The 17,000-nt window shown below is 63.1% G+C and carries 17 protein-coding genes; 6 read left to right on the top strand and 11 right to left on the bottom strand.

All coding sequences use genetic code 11. The features are described from left to right. Window positions 1–119 precede the first annotated feature (119 nt). Entirely contained in the window at window positions 120–1,058 is a 939-nt protein-coding gene (locus P3T23_RS03915; RefSeq protein WP_429314894.1) for a LysR family transcriptional regulator, read from the top strand. Between the two features lie 161 nt (window positions 1,059–1,219). Continuing rightward, window positions 1,220–4,573, top strand: coding sequence for a fused isobutyryl-CoA mutase/GTPase IcmF (gene icmF, locus P3T23_RS03910; RefSeq protein ID WP_429314893.1), 3,354 nt, complete (start codon window positions 1,220–1,222; stop codon window positions 4,571–4,573). Window positions 4,574–4,630: 57 nt separating this feature from the next. Here icmF and P3T23_RS03905 read toward each other — a convergent pair whose 3' ends face one another. After that, window positions 4,631–5,584 carry an NAD(P)H-dependent flavin oxidoreductase gene (locus tag P3T23_RS03905; RefSeq protein ID WP_429314892.1) on the bottom strand — a complete coding sequence of 318 codons (954 nt, stop codon included), beginning with the start codon at window positions 5,582–5,584 and terminating at the stop codon, window positions 4,631–4,633. Window positions 5,585–5,881: 297 nt separating this feature from the next. Between P3T23_RS03905 and P3T23_RS03900 the strand changes: the two genes are divergently transcribed. Further along, on the top strand, window positions 5,882–6,769 hold the full coding sequence (locus P3T23_RS03900) for an alpha/beta fold hydrolase (RefSeq protein ID WP_429314891.1): 888 nt from the start codon (window positions 5,882–5,884) through the stop codon (window positions 6,767–6,769). Window positions 6,770–6,796: 27 nt separating this feature from the next. Here P3T23_RS03900 and P3T23_RS03895 read toward each other — a convergent pair whose 3' ends face one another. Continuing rightward, complete coding sequence (locus P3T23_RS03895) at window positions 6,797–7,273, bottom strand: Lrp/AsnC family transcriptional regulator (RefSeq protein WP_429314890.1); 477 nt, start codon at window positions 7,271–7,273, stop codon at window positions 6,797–6,799. A gap of 120 nt (window positions 7,274–7,393) precedes the next feature. On the opposite strand from P3T23_RS03895, the gene P3T23_RS03890 reads away from it, so the two are divergent. After that, window positions 7,394–8,296: a DMT family transporter gene (locus P3T23_RS03890; RefSeq protein ID WP_429314889.1), complete on the top strand. Its 903-nt coding sequence runs from the start codon at window positions 7,394–7,396 to the stop codon at window positions 8,294–8,296. Between the two features lie 342 nt (window positions 8,297–8,638). Here the strand turns inward: P3T23_RS03890 and P3T23_RS03885 are convergent, their stop codons facing one another. The 7 genes from P3T23_RS03885 to P3T23_RS03855 are packed head-to-tail and all read right to left on the bottom strand — an operon-like array spanning window position 8,639 to window position 13,211. Further along, window positions 8,639–9,556, bottom strand: a complete 918-nt coding sequence (locus P3T23_RS03885; RefSeq protein ID WP_429314888.1) for an MBL fold metallo-hydrolase — start codon at window positions 9,554–9,556, stop codon at window positions 8,639–8,641. Next, a complete protein-coding gene (locus P3T23_RS03880) occupies window positions 9,553–10,002 on the bottom strand; it encodes a MaoC family dehydratase (RefSeq protein WP_429314887.1) in 450 nt (149 codons plus the stop codon). Before P3T23_RS03880 ends, P3T23_RS03885 begins: the two co-directional genes overlap by 4 nt. Beyond that, entirely contained in the window at window positions 9,999–10,235 is a 237-nt protein-coding gene (locus P3T23_RS03875; protein ID WP_429314886.1) for a DUF1289 domain-containing protein, read from the bottom strand. Before P3T23_RS03875 ends, P3T23_RS03880 begins: the two co-directional genes overlap by 4 nt. Next, entirely contained in the window at window positions 10,232–10,771 is a 540-nt protein-coding gene (locus P3T23_RS03870; RefSeq protein WP_429314885.1) for a YbaK/EbsC family protein, read from the bottom strand. Before P3T23_RS03870 ends, P3T23_RS03875 begins: the two co-directional genes overlap by 4 nt. A 53-nt stretch (window positions 10,772–10,824) precedes the next feature. Beyond that, window positions 10,825–11,751: a hydroxymethylglutaryl-CoA lyase gene (locus P3T23_RS03865; RefSeq protein ID WP_429314884.1), complete on the bottom strand. Its 927-nt coding sequence runs from the start codon at window positions 11,749–11,751 to the stop codon at window positions 10,825–10,827. Between the two features lie 40 nt (window positions 11,752–11,791). Beyond that, window positions 11,792–12,733 carry a 2-hydroxyacid dehydrogenase gene (locus tag P3T23_RS03860; RefSeq protein WP_429314883.1) on the bottom strand — a complete coding sequence of 314 codons (942 nt, stop codon included), beginning with the start codon at window positions 12,731–12,733 and terminating at the stop codon, window positions 11,792–11,794. A gap of 31 nt (window positions 12,734–12,764) precedes the next feature. Beyond that, window positions 12,765–13,211 carry a VOC family protein gene (locus tag P3T23_RS03855; protein WP_429314882.1) on the bottom strand — a complete coding sequence of 149 codons (447 nt, stop codon included), beginning with the start codon at window positions 13,209–13,211 and terminating at the stop codon, window positions 12,765–12,767. A gap of 290 nt (window positions 13,212–13,501) precedes the next feature. On the opposite strand from P3T23_RS03855, the gene P3T23_RS03850 reads away from it, so the two are divergent. After that, window positions 13,502–14,104 carry an RBBP9/YdeN family alpha/beta hydrolase gene (locus P3T23_RS03850; RefSeq protein WP_429314881.1) on the top strand — a complete coding sequence of 201 codons (603 nt, stop codon included), beginning with the start codon at window positions 13,502–13,504 and terminating at the stop codon, window positions 14,102–14,104. Between the two features lie 73 nt (window positions 14,105–14,177). Here the strand turns inward: P3T23_RS03850 and P3T23_RS03845 are convergent, their stop codons facing one another. Then, window positions 14,178–14,408, bottom strand: coding sequence for a hypothetical protein (locus tag P3T23_RS03845; protein WP_429314880.1), 231 nt, complete (start codon window positions 14,406–14,408; stop codon window positions 14,178–14,180). 356 nt (window positions 14,409–14,764) lie between these two features. Between P3T23_RS03845 and P3T23_RS03840 the strand changes: the two genes are divergently transcribed. Then, complete coding sequence (locus P3T23_RS03840) at window positions 14,765–15,790, top strand: sulfate ABC transporter substrate-binding protein (protein ID WP_429314879.1); 1,026 nt, start codon at window positions 14,765–14,767, stop codon at window positions 15,788–15,790. Window positions 15,791–15,877: 87 nt separating this feature from the next. On the opposite strand, the gene bioB is transcribed toward P3T23_RS03840, so the two are convergent. Then, on the bottom strand, window positions 15,878–16,966 hold the full coding sequence (gene bioB, locus P3T23_RS03835) for a biotin synthase BioB (protein ID WP_429314878.1): 1,089 nt from the start codon (window positions 16,964–16,966) through the stop codon (window positions 15,878–15,880). Window positions 16,967–17,000: the final 34 nt, after the last annotated feature.

Genomic DNA, 17,000 nt, shown 5'->3' with positions numbered 1-17,000 from the left:
GCGTTCTCCGGAACGCCGGGGCCTCTGTCTTCTTCTGGCGTAGTTCAAGTACTTTCCTCACCATTCTTTGTTAAAGTCGCCGCTACTGAACCGATTAATTCCTGTTGCGCGCGATTGCCATGGATACCCTCGTCAGCATGAAAGTGTTTCGCCACGTGGTCGAAGTGGGGAGCTTCGTCGGGGCGGCGGAACGGATGGAAATGTCGGCGGCGATGGCGAGCAAGCACGTGATGCACCTTGAACAGCAGCTCGGTGCGCGGCTCCTGAACCGGACTACGCGCCGCGTCGCGCCCACCGAAGCCGGCCGCGAATACTACGAGCGGCTCTCGCAGGTGCTGACCGAACTGGACGAAGCCGAACAGGCCGTCGGCGCCGCGAGCGTCGTGCCACAGGGGCGGTTGCGGGTGTCGTCGCTGTCCGCGTTCGGCCTGAGCCATGTGATGAGCGCGCTCGCCGACTACGCCGCGCAGTTTCCGCAGGTAACCGTCGAAATCACGTTGTCCGACCGCGTCGTCGAACTGATCGACGAAGGTTTCGACGTGGCGATCCGGGCATCGCCAACGGGACTGAAGTCGTCGTCCCTGATCGCGCGGCAGATTGCGACCGCGCATATCGTACTGTGCGCGTCGCCGGAATACCTGCGCCGCCACGGCACGCCGGCGACGCTCGCCGACCTCGCGAAGCACAACTTCATTCAGTACGCGGGTGTGTCGGCGCAGGAACTCGCGCCGGGCGCGGACGCCGGCGGCGCAAAAGTGCGGCCGACCGGGAACATGATCGTCAACCATCTGGAAGCGCTGCGCGTCGTGGTGCTGCAGGGCGCGGGAATCGCGATGCTCGGCACCGAAGTGATCGGGGACGATCTCACAGCCGGCCGGCTCGTGCCGCTGCTCGTCGATGAACTCCCGCCGCGCGAACTTCCGATCCATGTCGTCTACGCGAGCCGTCGGCATCTGTCGGCGAAGGTGCGCTCGTTCGTTGATTTTCTGGCGGAACGTTTTGCCAGCCGGGAGCTGTGGCCCTCGCTCGAACAGATCCGCGCGGCGGCTGCACGCTGATCCGCGAGAGGCGGCCTTACGTTACGGGTTGCCCGCATGTTGAGCGTCCGGGCTGCAAGCGCAGCCACAGCGTGAAGCGCTGACACAAGTGCAGCCAGGCCGCCGACGTCATTTGGCTATACTGCAAAAAAGCCCGATACGTTCGACGATCCGGGGGAGACATGACAGATCTTTCCACGCCGCAGCGCGTGGGCGGCCAGGGGCCGTCAGGCACGCCGCATCCTGTGCGGCGTCTACGCTTCGTGACGGCCGCGGCGCTGTTCGACGGCCACGACGCCTCGATCAACATCATGCGTCGCATCCTGCAGGCAAGCGGCGTCGAAGTGATCCACCTTGGCCACAACCGTTCCGTTGAAGAGGTGGCCACCGCCGCGTTGCATGAAGATGCCGACGGTGTTGCCGTATCGAGCTACCAGGGTGGCCACGTCGAATACTTCCGTTACCTCGTCGATCTTCTGCGTGCGCGCGGTGGCGGCCGGATCAAGGTATTCGGCGGCGGGGGCGGGGTGATCGTCCCCGCTGAGATCGCTGAACTCGAACGTTACGGCGTCGAGCGGATCTACTCGCCGCACGACGGTCAGCGACTCGGCCTGCAGGGCATGATCGACGACATGATCGCGCGTTGCGCCGACGCGGCGCAGGCGCTACCCGAGCCGTTCGAGCCGCTTGCCGAAGCACGGGCCGGGAATGACGTCTCACACGTCTTTCGTCAGCTTGCTCAACTCATCACTGCGCTCGAAACGGGCAGCGCGGACGCAACCTCACGCGACGTGCTGATTGCACGCGCGAAGGCTGCGCGAATTCCGGTGTTAGGCATCACGGGCACCGGCGGCGCGGGCAAGTCGTCGCTGACGGACGAACTGATCCGCCGCTTTCGTCTCGACTTTGGCGACGTGCTCAGGATCGCCGTGCTCGCCATCGATCCGTCGCGCCGCAAGTCGGGCGGCGCGCTGCTCGGCGACCGCATCCGGATGAACGCGATCGGCGACTGGGGTGGCGGCGCCCGCGTTTTCATGCGTTCGATGGCGACCCGCGAGGCGGCAAGTGAACTCTCCGACGCGCTGCCCGATGCAATCGTCGCGTGCAAGGCGGCGGGCTTCGACCTGGTCGTCGTGGAGACCTCGGGCATCGGTCAGGGCGACGCCGCGATCGTGCGGTTGGTCGACCAGTCGCTCTATGTGATGACGCCGGAGTTCGGCGCCGCGACCCAGCTCGAAAAGATCGACATGCTCGATTTCGCGGATTTCGTTGCGATCAACAAGTTCGACCGTAAGGGAGCCGCCGATGCGCTACGCGATGTCGCGAAGCAGGTGCAGCGCAATCGCAGCAGCTTTTCAGCGGCGCCCGACACGATGCCGGTGTTCGGCACAATCGCGTCGCGCTTCAACGACGACGGCGTGACCGCGCTTTACCAGCATGTCGCAGAAGCGCTGCGCGGGCACGGTTTGCCCGAAGGCGGCGGCCTTCTGCCGAAGCTCCCGGGCGTGCGTCATTCGTCGGACCGCCACGCAATCGTGCCTCCTGCGCGCGTGCGTTACCTGGCCGACGTCGCGCAGACTGTAGGGAAGTATCGTGCCCGGGCAGAGTCGCAATCCCGCATCTCGCGCGAGCGCTGGCAGCTCACCGAAGCGCGGAGGATGCTCGACGAGCCGGACGCCTCGAAGGACGGCTTGCGGGGGGACGATGATGACACCACCAGCCGGCTCGATTCCCTGATTGCCCGCAAGGAAGCCCAGCTAGGCGAACCTGAAAAAGCGCTGCTGGCGGCATGGCCAACGACCGTCGCGGCCTATTCCGGCGACGAGCACGTGGTGCGCATTCGCGAACGCGAAATTCGCACGGCCCTGACAGTATCGACGCTCTCGGGTTCGACGATCCGCAAGGTCGCCTTGCCGACCTTTGCCGACCCCGGCGCGATCCTGCGCTGGCTGATGCTGGAAAACCTGCCGGGCTATTTTCCGTTCACGGCAGGCGTGTTTCCCTTCAAGCGTGAAAACGAAGACCCGACGCGCATGTTCGCCGGCGAGGGCGACCCCTTCCGCACCAACCGGCGCTTCAGGCTGCTATCGGAAGGCATGCCGGCGAAGCGCCTGTCGACGGCATTCGATTCCGTCACGCTCTACGGCGAAGAACCGGACGAGCGTCCGGACATCTACGGCAAGGTGGGCAACTCGGGCGTATCGGTCGCAACGCTCGACGATCTGAAGGTGCTGTACGACGGCTTCGACCTGTGCGCGCCGGAGACGTCGGTGTCGATGACGATCAATGGTCCGGCGCCCACGATCCTCGCGATGTTCTTCAACGCCGCGATCGACCAGCAGCTTGCGCTTGTGCACGAGCGTGCAAAAGCACAAGGCCGGGCACCGACCGCAGCCGAACTGGGCGAGGCGCGCCGCTATGCGCTGCGGAACGTTCGCGGCACCGTTCAGGCCGATATCCTGAAGGAGGATCAAGGGCAGAACACGTGCATCTTCTCGACGGAATTCAGCCTGAAAGTGATGGGCGACATTCAGGCGTACTTCGTCGAGCACGGTGTGCGGAATTTCTATTCGGTATCGATTTCCGGCTATCACATCGCCGAGGCCGGCGCGAATCCGATCTCGCAGCTCGCCTACACGCTTGCGAACGGCTTCACGTATGTCGAGGCGTATCTGGCGCGAGGCATGTCGATCGACGACTTCGCGCCAAACCTGTCGTTCTTTTTCTCGAACGGGATGGACCCGGAATACACGGTGCTGGGGCGCGTCGCGCGACGCATCTGGGCGATTGCAATGCGCGACCTTTACGGCGCAAACGAGCGCAGCCAGAAGCTCAAGTACCACATTCAGACGTCCGGGCGCAGCCTGCACGCACAGGAAATCGACTTCAACGATATCCGCACCACGTTGCAGGCATTGATCGCGATCTATGACAACTGCAATTCACTCCACACCAACGCATTCGATGAAGCGATCACCACGCCGACCGAAGACTCCGTGCGGCGCGCCATTGCGATCCAGCTGATCATCAATCGCGAGTGGGGGCTGGCGAAGAACCAGAATCCGAACCAGGGCAGCTTCATTGTCGATGAGCTGACTGACCTGGTCGAGGCCGCGGTCCTCGCGGAATTCGATCGACTGACGGAGCGCGGCGGCGTGCTAGGTGCGATGGAGACCGGCTATCAGCGCGGACGCATCCAGGATGAGTCGATGCTGTACGAGCATCGCAAGCATGACGGGTCATATCCGATCGTCGGCGTGAACACGTTTCTGGGTTCGCATCCTCACGACGCGCCTCAGACCGTCGCACTCGCGCGTTCCACGGAAGCCGAGAAGGAGGGGCAGCTTCTACGTCTGCGCGATTTCCAGATGCGACACCAGAATGCGGCGCCGGCGGCGCTCGAACGGCTCAAGCGCACGGTGATCGACGACGGGAACGTGTTTGCGGTTCTGATGGACGTGGTGCGGGTCTGCTCGCTCGGCCAGATTTCGCATGCACTTTTTGAGGTGGGTGGGCAGTATCGAAGGAATATGTGATTCCCTCTGGGGGAGACGCGACGCCCGGAGTACGTTCCGGGTGTCGCGCGCCAACAATTAGATCCGCAGCCGGGACTTTGCCGCTTCGTATTCCTGCTTGAGCCGCGCGACCAGTTCGGCGACGTTCGGCACATCGTGCATCAAACCGACGCCCTGGCCGGCACCCCAGATGTCTTTCCACGCCTTGGCCTTGTCGCTGCCGAAGTTCATCCTGGTCTTGTCGGATTCGGGCAGCGCGTCCGGATCGAGCCCGGCATTCTCGATGCTCTCGCGAATGTAGTTGCCGTGCACGCCGGTGAAGAGATTCGTGTAGATGATGTCCGACGCAGTGGAGTTCACGATCGCATGCTTGTAGCTTTCGACCGCGTGCGCTTCCTGCGTCGCGATGAAGCGCGTGCCCATGTAGGCGAGATCGGCGCCCATCGCCTGCGCCGCCAGAATCGAGCCGCCGTTGGCAATCGCGCCGGACAGCACGATCGGGCCGTCGAACATCCGTCGCACTTCACCCACCAGTGCAAACGGCGAAGTCGTGCCGGCGTGTCCGCCTGCGCCCGCCGCCACCAGAATCAGACCGTCGACCCCGGCTTCCAGCGCCTTCTGGGCATGCCGCAGGTTGATCACATCGTGCAGCACGATGCCGCCATAGCTGTGCACGGCATCGACGATTTCCCTTGCCGGCGCCCGCAGGCTGGTAATGAAAATCGGCACCTTGTGTTCGACGCAGACGTGCACGTCGTGCTCGAGCCGGGTATTCGACTGATGCACGATCTGGTTGACGGCGATCGGACCGATCACGGCATCCGGATGCGCGGCCTTATGCTCGGCAAGCGACGCCTGAATTTGTGTAAGCCATTCGTCGAGCAGTTCGGCAGGGCGTGCATTCAGCGCGGGAAAAGAGCCGACGATGCCCGCCTTGCACTGGGCAAGCACGAGTTCGGGGTAGCTGACGATGAACATCGGCGAAGCGACGACGGGCAAAGCAAGATTTTGCAGGACGGCGGGCAATGCCATGACTCGAGTCTCCTGATAAGCGGACCGGTGCGCGCAGCATGAAGGCGCCCGATCCCGTGAGTGTAGCGGCCGCGAACGGTGCGCGATGAACCAGAACCTGCGACAGGTTTCTGTCAGCAGCCAATTCGTCGGGTGATTTTAAGAACGATCGTTCGATTATATGCGAACTGCGGATTCGTGCCTGTTGATTCCAGTTCGAAGGAGTGCTCGGGTTCTATGCTTCCGTGGCCTGGCACACCCCGCGCCAACCCATCTGGCTCCTACAATTCCAGCACCTACAACGACAAGAGGCATGCCATGTCCTTCGAGGAGTTCACGCCTTTTCGCATCGCAGCGGGCGATGTCGACATTTTCGGGGTCAAGGGCGGAGATGGGCCGCCGTTGCTGCTGCTGCATGGCCATCCGCAGACGCACATGATCTGGCATCGCTGCGTGTCGCAGCTTGCCAAGCATTTCACCGTGATTGCGACCGACCTGCGCGGCTACGGCGCGTCAGGGAAGCCGCCGGGCGACCCGGCGCACGTGACCTACTCGAAGCGCGCAATGGCCGCCGACCAGGTCGCCGTGATGAAGCAGTTCGGCTTCGAGCGCTTTCTCGTCTGCGCGCACGATCGCGGCGCGCGCGTCGCGCACCGGATGGCGCTCGATCATCCGGACGCAGTCGAACGGCTGATGCTGCTCGACATTGCGCCAACGCTCGCGATGTACGAAGCCACCAACCGCGAATTCGCCACCCTTTATTTCCACTGGTTCTTCCTGATCCAGCCGGAGCCGCTGCCGGAAACGCTGATCGGCGCGCACCCGGACGTCTATATCGAACGTGTGATGGGCGGCCGTCATGCAGGTCTGGCACCGTTCGCGCCGGAGGCAATGGATGCCTACAGGCACGCGTTGCGGCAGCCGGGCGCGGTACATGCGATGTGCGAGGACTATCGCGCGTCCGCGACGATCGATCTCGAGCACGATCGTGCCGATCTCGAGCGCGGCCACAAGATTGGTTGCCCGATGCGCGTGCTGTGGGGGGATGAGGGCGTGCTCGAGAAATGTTTCGACCCGCTCGCCGAATGGCGACACGTGGCGCGTGACGTGAGTGGCCGGTCGTTGCCATGCGGACACTACATTCCCGAGGAAGCCTCTGATCAACTGGTCAAGGAGATGCTCTCGTTCTTCGAAGCAGTCGAATAAGCGCCACGCTGGCCACAGGCACCGCCGCTACCCGGCCAGTGGCGGCAGCCGCCGGGCGATCGGCGTCGATTTGATGATGGCCGTGCTTGTCTCGGCACGCTCGGTCACCTTCGAGAGGATCTCGTCGAGCTGGTCGATCGAACGCAGATAAAGCCGGCAGATGAAGCAGTCGTCGCCGGTGACCTTGTCGCACTCCACGAACTCCGGAATTCGCCGGATCACGTCTTCAACCAGATGCAACTGGCCGGGTAGCGGCTTCACGCGGACGATGGCCTGCAGCGTGTAGCCGAGCGCGCGCGGTTCGAGCTGCACCGTGAAACGCGCGATCACACCCTGCGCGTCGAGCCGCCGCAGACGGTCCGCAGTGCCTGGCGCCGACAGACCGACGCGGCGCGCAAGTTCGCTGACCGGTGTACGCGCGTCTTCGGCAAGTGCGGTGATGAGCGCGCGATCGGTATCGTCGAGCGCGACCGTTGTGATATCGGAGGAAAGGCGTTTTGTCATCTCAACCTTCGTAAAAAAGGTGAATTCGCTTCTTCGCTTGATTTTAGCCATGTATTCGGGCGGCTGGATTCAATACACTGACCTCCATTGAGTAATCGAAATCGATGGAAGGATCGAATCATGGCTTCGAACGAAATTCGGCGCGGCGCCGCCGAAATGAGCATCGCGATGCTGATGTCCGGCTCGATCGGCTGGCTGGTGGTCTCGTCGCAACAATCGACGGAAAACGTCGTGTTCTTTCGCTGTCTGTTCGGCGCGGCGACGATGGCTATCGTTTGTGGCGCGCTCGGCCTGTTCCGGCGCAAGCTGTTTTCGTGGCGGATGATCGGGCTTACCGCACTCTGCAGCGTGGCCATCGTGGGGAACTGGCTGTTGCTGTTTGCCGCGTACTCGCGTGCGTCGATTTCGATGGCGACCGCCGTCTACAACACGCAGCCGTTCATGCTGGTCGCGCTAGGCGTGATCATTTTCCGCGAACGTGTCACGCCGTCGATCGTCGCGTGGCTGCTGGTGGCGTTCAGCGGGCTGGTGCTGGTCGTGAAGGTCGAGCCGGCCGTGCTGGCGGTGCCGGGCAAATATCTCGAAGGCGTTGCGTATGCGGTCGGCGCGGCGTTTCTGTACGCGGTGTCGTCGATCGTCACGAAGCGTCTGAAGGGCACGCCGCCCCATCTGATCGCGCTGATCCAGGCTGCGCTGGGCGTGCTGATGCTGCTGCCGTTCGCGCACTTCGACGCCTTGCCGACCAGCGCCGCGCAATGGCTCAAGCTCGCGACGCTCGGTATCGTCAACACGGGTGTGATGTATGTGCTGCTGTACGGCGCGATCCAGAAACTGCCGACCGCGATGACGGGCGCACTGTCGTTCATCTATCCGGTGGTGGCGATCATCGTCGATCGGGTTGCATTCGGACAGAAGCTCGCCTGGGTGCAGGTGCTAGGCGCGGCGCTGATCCTGCTGGCCGCCGCTGGCGTCAATCTCGGCTGGCGAATCGTCCCGCAAAAGCGTTTGTCGTCCACCTGCTAGCGACGGAGTAGCGATCGGCTAACGGCAATCTGGATCTGTGATTCCGCATGCGAAGACCATGTGCGACGGTCCGTTCGGCCGCATGCACCGAAGCCGTGCAATGTTCAACATCAGCTCACGTCGTGCAGACGGCCATTCCGTGCCAAGCCTCTTCGCATGAGGGTTTTCGACAGGTGTTAAGATTTTGTAGGGAAATCACCGATGCGTCCGAAAGGTGCGCTCGGTATGATCCGTCTCGACGCTGATCACGTCGACAAAATTCCGCCGTTCGCCATTGCTGGCGAGCGGCTTTCTTTTTTGTGGTGTGGATTTTTGACTACGTGCGCATTGTTGCGCGCAACGTCACACAGCAGGCGCAAGCAGGCGCGTGCCGTCGACCGTTAGCGCGCCGCTTTTCGCGAGACCTTCGATTACGCCCGTCAGCAGCGCAGGCCACTCGCTGCGAGGAGCGAGCATCGATGCCGCTGCGCGCAGCACGGTTGCCTCGTCTAGCATGGCGAGCAGTGCGTCGAACGTCATCGCTCGTAATTCGAGCAGCTTGAACACGATCAGCACCTTGAGCGCATTCTTCGCGTTTCGGGTGGGATCGGCCCGCAGCCACGCGACCCGCGAAAACGCGCTTTCCAACGCCCCCTGAACGTTAGTGAACGGCGCGCCATGGCCTGGAATGACGACGCGCACATCGAGCCGCGCGATCATCTCGAGGACGGCCTGTTCTTCAGCGAAACCGCTTTCGCCCTCCAGTTCCGGAAAGATCACGCCGAAGCCGTTTTCCCACAGCGCGTCGGCGCTGATCAGCAGGCGCTCGTCTGCGCAATACAGCATCAGCGAATGCGGGTCGTGGCCGGGTGCGCCAAGGACATCCCACTGCAACGCGCCGAGCGTGAGTTGCGCGCCCGGCTCGATCGTTTCGGTGAAGCTGAAGCGCTCGCACGTTTGCCCCGTCGCGCGGAATGTCAGCCGCGCGTCGTCCCAGCCGCGCACCGCGTCGGCTTCAGCGGATGGAATGGCGGTGCGGCAAGGCCACGTCGCCTGTAGCAACGCGTTGCCGCCGCAGTGGTCCGAATGCAGATGCGTGTTGACGATCAGGTCGAGTGGCCGAACCCCGAGCGCCTGTTGCACGAGCGCGCGTGTCTGCTGGGCGTGCGTGGCGTAGCCGGTATCCACGAGTGCCGCGCACGCGTCGTCGACCAGCAGCACGTTGTTCGACGACAGCCATCCGCGCTCGAACACGCGTATCGATTTCGGCAGCGCGATCATCGTGGTGCGGCTTCCGGTTTCGGCATCACGAGAATCGTTGACGTGCCGATCAGCACGGTCTCGCCGCGCTGGTTCACGACGTTGCCGTCGAGTTGTGTCAGGTCGCCCTTCAGACTCGGCTTCCACCACGCGTCGCGGACACGCCAGTTGATCGTCAGCGTGTCGTTCGCATGGACGGCTTTTTTCAGCTTGATGTCGAACTCGAGGCCGAGCGGCTGCGCGTATGTCGAAAAGTGCGTCGCGAGCAACGCCATGAAATGCGCCGACGGCTGCGTGCCGGAGGCGATCAGCCCGCCGAAGGGGCTTTGCGCCGCGTACGCGTCGTCGTGATGCAGCGGGTTGAGATCGTTGACGAGCGTGGCGAACGATTTAACCGAATCGGCTGACAGTGACAGCGTGGTGTTGAACGTCTCGCCAATTGTCACCACACGGGGCGGCGCGTTCATGGCGAGGCCTTGGGGTGGACCGCGAGCTTTGCCATCAATTGCGCGTGGCGCACTTCGATCGAATCCCAGATGGCGCGCTTCTGCAAGTCGTCGAACGACGACCAGCCAGCGATCTCGTCGATCGTGCGCAGGCATCCGTCGCACCAGCCGGTGTCGGGATTCATCCTGCACACGTCGATGCACGGCGAGGGCACCGGCGCGATATCCGGCGCGTCGACTGCGCCGGCAATCATGCGGACTCGCGCAGCGCCACGTCGACGACCGGCGCGCCGGTCAGTGCGACGAGTTCCTGCGGCGACAGGTTGAACACCGCGTGCGGATGGCCGGCCGCGGCCCACAGGCTGTCGAGCGCGAGCAGGTCGGCGTCGATCAGCGTGACGGGCGGGGTGGCGTGTCCGATTGGGCACACGCCGCCGATCGCGTAGCCTGTCTTTTCACGGACGAACTTTGCATCCGCGCGAGCGATTTCGCCCACTTGCGCCGCGACCTTTTTTTCGTCGACGCGGTTCACGCCGCTCGCGATGACCAGCACCGGCGCATCGTCGTCGCGGCGCCGAAACAGGATCGACTTCGCGATCTGCGCGACCGAGCAGCCGAGCCCGGCAGCGGCTTCGGCCGACGTCTTGCCGGTTTCAGGGAGCATGACGACGGGCTTCGCGTGACCGCGCTCGCGCAGCAGTGCCGCGACGCGTCGTGCGGAATCGGGCAACGTATCGAGGTGATCGGGGTGAGTGGCTTCGTCTGCCTGAAAAGAGGTGCTTTGCGTCATGTCTTCGTTTCCGTTTTGCTTCGCTATTCGTGTATTGCGTATGCCTGTGCGGCTCAAACGCACGGTGTCTGTTCGCTGCGTGCCTTGGCAAGCAACGCCTTGCCCGCGCGCGACACGTTCGGCTTGCCGGTCGCGGTCGAAATGAAATCGCCGATAGCGACCACCTGCGCGAGATCGATGCCGGTCTCGATGCCGAGGCCGTTCATCAGATACAGCACGTCTTCGGTGGCGACATTGCCGGTCGCGCCTTTCGCATACGGACAACCGCCCAGCCCCGACACGGACGCGTGGTAAATCTCGATGCCTTCCTGCAGCGCGGCGTAGATGTTAGCGAGGGCCTGGCCGTATGTGTCGTGGAAGTGGCCCGACAGACATTCGCGCGGAAACACTTTCGTCACGGCATCGAAGACTTCGCGCGTGCGCCTCGGCGTGCCGACGCCGATCGTGTCGGCGATGTCGATCTCATCGCAGCCAAGCGCGGCGAAACGCTCGACCACATCGACCACGGACGCCACCGGCACGTCGCCCTGATACGGGCACCCGAGCGAGCAGGACACGCTGCCGCGAATCCGCAGGCCGGCCGCTTTCGCCGCCTGCGCGACGGGCACGAAACGCTCGATGCTTTCGGCGATGCTGCAGTTGATGTTCTTCTGCGAGAACGCTTCGCTCGCGGCGCCGAAGATCACGATTTCGTCAGCCTGCGCGGCCAGCGCGCCTTCGAAGCCGCGCAGATTCGGCGTCAGCACCGAATAGATCGTGCCCGCGCGACGCTCGATGCCGGCCATGACCTCGGCGCCGTCGGCCATCTGCGGCACCCACTTCGGGGACACGAACGAGGCCGATTCGACGTTGCGAAAACCCGCGGCCGACAGCCGGTTGATCAAGTCGATCTTGACGTTGGTCGGCACAAATTCTTTTTCGTTCTGAAGTCCGTCGCGGGGACCGACCTCGACGATTTTCACTGCCAGGGGCATGGCCATGTCTGTCTCCTGCCGCATCGAAGCGGCTTGTTGAATGGTTTCAGTATCCGCGAGCGAGATCGACCACACCGCTGATCGGCTCGCCGCGCAGCAGCGCATGGATCTTGTGCGAAACCTGCGCGACGCTGTCTTCGCGCAGGGTCAGTGCGGAAATGTGCGGCGTTATCGCGATGCGCGGCTCCCGCCAGAACGGATGATCGGGCGGCAAGGGTTCTTCGCGGAAGACGTCGAGCGTCGCGCCGGCGATCTGGCCGTGCTGGATGGCATCGAGCAGATCCTGTTCGACGAGGTGCGCGCCGCGAGCGACGTTGACCAGATACGCGCCATGCGCAAGTTTGCCGAAGGTGCGCGCGTTCAGCACGTCGTTTGTGTCCGGCGTGTGCGGGAGCAGATTGACCAGCACCTTGACGTCGTCGAGGAATGCATCGAACTGCGCTTCACCCGCATAGGTTTGTACGCCTTCTATCTGCTTGGCGCTGCGGCTATAGCCGCGCACAGGCACGCCCAACCCGGCAAGCGTGCCTGCGACATGCGCGCCGAGCACGCCCAGTCCGAGCACGCCGACGGTGAAGGTCGCGCGCGGATGCGGGTCGAGCACTTGCCACCGGTGTTCGGCTTGCAGACGCGCGTATTCATCGAAGCGCCGCATGTAGCGCAGCACGGCATGCGTCACGTACTCCGCCATCTGCGGTGCCATGCCGGTATCTTCGAGTCGCACGACATGTGCATTGCGCGGCAGCGTGCCGGGATGCGCGCGTTCCAGCGCGAGGATCGCGTCGACACCCGCGCCGAGGTTGAACACGGCGCGCAGGTCGTCGCGGCCCGCGAGCATTTCGCGCGGCGGACGCCACACGACCGCGAAATCCGCCGGCGCCGTGTCGTGCGGTTGCCACTCGCGAAGATCGGCTTCGGGCAGCGCGCGCGCGAAATCGTGAAGCCACGCGGCTGCGTCGGAGTGCGGCATGTAAAAGAGAACCTTCATACGGGCATTCGCTCCGGGTGGCTGCACGCCGTTATTTGGCGAACAGCCGGCCAATGTCCTTGAACGCCTTGAATTCGAGCGCATTCCCGCAGGGGTCGAGGAAGAACATCGTCGCCTGCTCACCTACTTCACCCTTAAAGCGGATGTGCGGCTCGATGATGAAATTCGTGCCGGCGGCCTTCAGCCGCTCCGAGAGCGCGTGCCAGTCGTCCATCGTCAGTACGACGCCGAAATGGCGGACCGGGACGTCGTCGCCATCGACTGCGTTGACGCCGGCGCGGCTCACTTCGTCCGGCGCGAGGTGCGCGACAAGCTGATGCCCGAAAAAATCGAAGTCAACCCATTCCGGCGAACTGCGGCCTTCCGGACAGCCAAGCAGATTGCCGTAGAACGCGCGTGCATTTTCCAGGCTGGTCACCGGGAAGGCGAGGTGAAACGGCTGTAGCGGGCGCCGTTCTCCGGGCGACGTTTGCGGCATGAGGCCTCCTTCCATTATGGTGGATGGGCTTCATTTTACTTTTTCGACGGCGAACGCGCGCGGTCCGGTTGTTCGGCTGGGCGTCGTACAGACTGCAGCCACCTCTCCCAGCTCGTGCGTGGCGCTGCGCGCCTGAGGGGGAGTGTCACGAGATGCCTTATCCACTCGGCTTTTTTACGTGGTTCTTTCGCCTTCCGGCGCATTCCAATAAACAAAGCACGAAAAATTGGTTCGGCCCAACGGACCGGCGAGCCACAATGGCTTTCCGGATTCCGGCAGTGAGGAGAGTCATGTTTTCGTGCAGCAAAAGCATATGGCCACCGCGGCTTGTGACGGTGCCGGGCCTGCATGGCAGCGAGGGCGCACACTGGCAGACATGGCTCGAGCGGCAGTTTGCCCGCTCACTGCGCGTCGAGCAGGCTGACTGGGACGCGCCGGATCTGGCAGGTTGGGCGCAGTCGGTGCGGGACCTGATCGCACGTGAGCGCGGGCCGTTTGTGCTGGCCGCGCATAGTTTCGGCTGCCTCGCAACAGCGCACGCATTGCAGAAGGTCACCTGTGCGGCCGATATTGCCGGCGTGCTCTTTGTTGCGCCGGCGAGCCCGGAGAAGTTCACGTTCGCGGGCGCGTTCGAAGCGCGGCGGCTGGGTGTGCCTTCAATAGTCGTCGGCAGCGAAACAGATCCGTGGATGCCGCTCGCAGCCGCGCGTGACCTGGCGCGGCGTTTGGGTAGTGCATTCGTCAATCTGGGCGACGCGGGGCATATCAATACAGCCGCTGGTTTCGGCCCGTGGCCTCGGGCGAAGTATTTCGTCGATACGCTCGTGCATTGCGCGGCGCCCCTGCGGTTTCACGAGGAATCGTTCGACGCGGCGAGTCACGTATTGGGTTGAACGTGCACGTAGCGCGAGGGTGCTGGCGATTACTGGCAATGGCCGGCGACTGATGGACCCGCTACCTTGCCAGTCAGATCCAGTGAAAGCCCTTTGCCATGATCGCGCCGAGACCGAAGACGCCCGCCCACATGAGGCGGATTTCGAACCGCAGCTCACGAATGCCGGTGAGCTGTGCTCCCCTGAGTTCGCGGATATCGGTGCGCAGCACGTCTCGAAAGTCGCGGAATTCCTGCCTGACCTGATCGACGTCCTCTTTCAGAAGCTTGACCGTGGCATCGAGCCTGCTAGTGTGAATGGCCATAGGACTCCCTTGTGTGTGAAATAAGACAGGGCGCGGCTTCTCGGGCGTCCGTGTCTCGATTAACCCTAAAGCACCATCGTATAAGAATCTCATCGTCGAGTGATCCATCCTGTGAAGAACTTTGACAGACTTATGCCTCTTCTCTGAGAGAAGCGAGGCGGCTTGTTTGTGCGGTTCGAGGCAGTGAAGCCATCATATGGACTCCAGATCATCGTGGCTAGTTAGCCAGGAGATGTAGGATAAATCTCAAGCGTTTGGCATCTGGATATCAGGCGATTCGATAAAATCGCGGCTCGAGCCGAACGGGTGGTACCCATGCGGTATGGCGCATTCATTCATCAACAGGCGAAAACGTAATGACAGGCAACTCGGGGAAGGCACGCTGGCTTGCAGCGGGTATGACGGCACTGGCGCTGTCGATGGGCGGTGTGTCTGCCGCCCGGGCGGAGGCATCGCTGCTGAACGTGTCGTACGACGTGACGCGCGAGCTGTATAAGGACATCGACGCCGGCTTCGTTGCAGCGTACCGGCAGAAAACCGGTGAGACCGTGTCGATCCGTCAGTCGCATGGCGCGTCGAGCGCCCAGGCTTTGTCGGTGCTGCAGGGGCTGCAGGCGGATGTCGTCACGATGAACCAGCCGAACGACATCGATCTGCTCGTCGAGCGTGGTCAGCTGGTGCCGGCGAACTGGCGCGCGCGCCTGCCGAACGACAGTGCGCCCTATACGACGACGATGGTGTTTCTCGTGCGCAAGGGTAACCCGAAGAACATCAAGGACTGGGACGATCTGGCGAAACCGGGCGTGCAGGTCGTGATCGCGAATCCGAAGACGTCGGGCAACGGCCGCTACGCTTACCTGGCCGCGTGGGGTTTCCGCAAGCAGCATGGCGGCACGGACGCGCAGGCGCTCGATTTCGAAAAAGCGATCTTCAGGAACGTGCCGGTGCTCGACACGGGTGGCCGTGGTGCAACGACGACGTTCACACAACGCGACATTGGCGATGTGCTCGTCACGTTCGAGAATGAAGTGTCGCTGATCGATACGGGCGTCGGCGCTGGCAAATTCGAAGCCGTGTATCCGTCGATCAGCCTGCTGGCTGAGCCGCCCGTGACGATCGTCGACAAGGTGGTCGACAGGCGTGGCACGCGCAGGCAGGCACAGGCTTATCTCGAGTATCTGTACTCGCCGGCGGCGCAGGAGATCATTGCGCAGCATCATCTGCGTCCGCGCGATCCGGGAGCGCTCGCCAGGCATGCAGGCGAGTTCAAGCCGCTCAAAACGTTCACGGTCGAACAGCAGTTCGGCAGTTGGCAGAAGGCGCAGCAGACGCACTTTTCGGATGGCGGCACGTTCGATCAGATCATCGTCGACCGGAAATGACCGGCTGACCTGCAAGCGTTATCCGCAGCAAACAAAAAAGGCCGCCGGATTCCAGGCGGCCTTCGTCATTTCGGCGCCGTCGAAAGATCAGCTTGCCGCCTTGTGGCCGTCGCAGCCGTGTTCGCAGCTGCCTTGATCGAGCGCGGTCTGCTGCGCAGCCTCGGCACGGATGCCAAGACGCTCCAGCAGTTTGCGATCCGCATCGGCCTGCGGGTTGCTCGTGGTCAGCAACTGGTCGCCGTAGAAGATCGAGTTCGCGCCGGCGAGGAAACACAGCGCCTGCAAGGCTTCGTCCATCTGTTCGCGGCCAGCCGACAGACGCACCATCGCACGCGGCATCGTGATGCGCGCGACTGCGATCGTGCGGACGAATTCGAATGGATCGAGCGCTTCGGTACCCTTCAGCGGCGTGCCTTCGACCTGCACCAGATTGTTGATCGGCACCGATTCCGGATACGGCTCCATGTTCGCCAGCTGCGTGATGAGACCGGCGCGCTCGCGACGCGATTCGCCCAGTCCGACGATCCCGCCGCAGCACACGTTGATGCCCGCGTCGCGCACCCGTTCAAGCGTGTCGAGGCGATCCTGATAGGTACGCGTCGAAATGATCTGGCCGTAGAACTCGGGCGACGTATCCAGATTGTGGTTGTAGTAATCGAGCCCGGCTTCGCGCAGACCCTGCGCCTGATGCGTCTCGAGCATGCCGAGCGTCACGCAGGTTTCGAGGCCCATCGCCTTCACGCCGCGGATCATCTCCTTGATCGGCTCGAGATGGCGGTCTTTCGGATTGCGCCACGCCGCGCCCATGCAGAAGCGCGTCGCGCCGTTTTCCTTCGCGACACGGGCGGCCTCGAGCACGTCGTCGACAGGCATCAGCTTGTCGGCCTTCAGGCCCGTGTCGTGATGCACCGACTGCGGACAGTACGCGCAGTCTTCTTCGCAGCCGCCTGTCTTGATCGACAGCAGCGTCGACAGCTGAACGGCGTTGGCATCGAAGTGCTCGCGATGAATCTGTTGCGCGCGGAACATCAGGTCGTTGAACGGCAGTTCGTACAGCGCGACGACATCGGCGACGCGCCAGCGTGCGAGCGGCGCCGCGTTGCGTGCGTTTGCTGCATCTGCCGGGTTTGCGGCGGCCGGTTCGGCGAGGGTCGAGGCGTTGTGGAGTTCGGTCATGACGTCAATCCTTGTAGACGGAGAATCGGAACGA

The sequence above is a fragment of the Paraburkholderia sp. GAS448 genome (assembly GCF_050435685.1).
Taxonomy (GTDB): Bacteria; Pseudomonadota; Gammaproteobacteria; order Burkholderiales; family Burkholderiaceae; genus Paraburkholderia.
The sequence above is the reverse complement of the archived record's forward strand: the minus strand, read 5'-3'. Positions and strand labels throughout refer to the sequence as shown.

Bases quoted from the DNA above. Each gene is read 5' to 3' on its own strand.
- bioB (WP_429314878.1), bottom strand. From the start codon at position 16,966: ATGACCGAACTCCACAACGCCTCGACCCTCGCCGAACCGGCCGCCGCA.
- P3T23_RS03840 (WP_429314879.1), top strand. From the start codon at position 14,765: ATGACAGGCAACTCGGGGAAGGCACGCTGGCTTGCAGCGGGTATGACG.
- P3T23_RS03850 (WP_429314881.1), top strand. From the start codon at position 13,502: ATGTTTTCGTGCAGCAAAAGCATATGGCCACCGCGGCTTGTGACGGTG.
- icmF (WP_429314893.1), top strand. From the start codon at position 1,220: ATGACAGATCTTTCCACGCCGCAGCGCGTGGGCGGCCAGGGGCCGTCA.
- P3T23_RS03885 (WP_429314888.1), bottom strand. From the start codon at position 9,556: ATGATCGCGCTGCCGAAATCGATACGCGTGTTCGAGCGCGGATGGCTG.
- P3T23_RS03915 (WP_429314894.1), top strand. From the start codon at position 120: ATGGATACCCTCGTCAGCATGAAAGTGTTTCGCCACGTGGTCGAAGTG.
- P3T23_RS03875 (WP_429314886.1), bottom strand. From the start codon at position 10,235: ATGATTGCCGGCGCAGTCGACGCGCCGGATATCGCGCCGGTGCCCTCG.
- P3T23_RS03860 (WP_429314883.1), bottom strand. From the start codon at position 12,733: ATGAAGGTTCTCTTTTACATGCCGCACTCCGACGCAGCCGCGTGGCTT.
- P3T23_RS03900 (WP_429314891.1), top strand. From the start codon at position 5,882: ATGTCCTTCGAGGAGTTCACGCCTTTTCGCATCGCAGCGGGCGATGTC.
- P3T23_RS03870 (WP_429314885.1), bottom strand. From the start codon at position 10,771: ATGACGCAAAGCACCTCTTTTCAGGCAGACGAAGCCACTCACCCCGAT.
- P3T23_RS03905 (WP_429314892.1), bottom strand. From the start codon at position 5,584: ATGGCATTGCCCGCCGTCCTGCAAAATCTTGCTTTGCCCGTCGTCGCT.
- P3T23_RS03890 (WP_429314889.1), top strand. From the start codon at position 7,394: ATGGCTTCGAACGAAATTCGGCGCGGCGCCGCCGAAATGAGCATCGCG.
- P3T23_RS03865 (WP_429314884.1), bottom strand. From the start codon at position 11,751: ATGGCCATGCCCCTGGCAGTGAAAATCGTCGAGGTCGGTCCCCGCGAC.
- P3T23_RS03880 (WP_429314887.1), bottom strand. From the start codon at position 10,002: ATGAACGCGCCGCCCCGTGTGGTGACAATTGGCGAGACGTTCAACACC.
- P3T23_RS03855 (WP_429314882.1), bottom strand. From the start codon at position 13,211: ATGCCGCAAACGTCGCCCGGAGAACGGCGCCCGCTACAGCCGTTTCAC.
- P3T23_RS03845 (WP_429314880.1), bottom strand. From the start codon at position 14,408: ATGGCCATTCACACTAGCAGGCTCGATGCCACGGTCAAGCTTCTGAAA.
- P3T23_RS03895 (WP_429314890.1), bottom strand. From the start codon at position 7,273: ATGACAAAACGCCTTTCCTCCGATATCACAACGGTCGCGCTCGACGAT.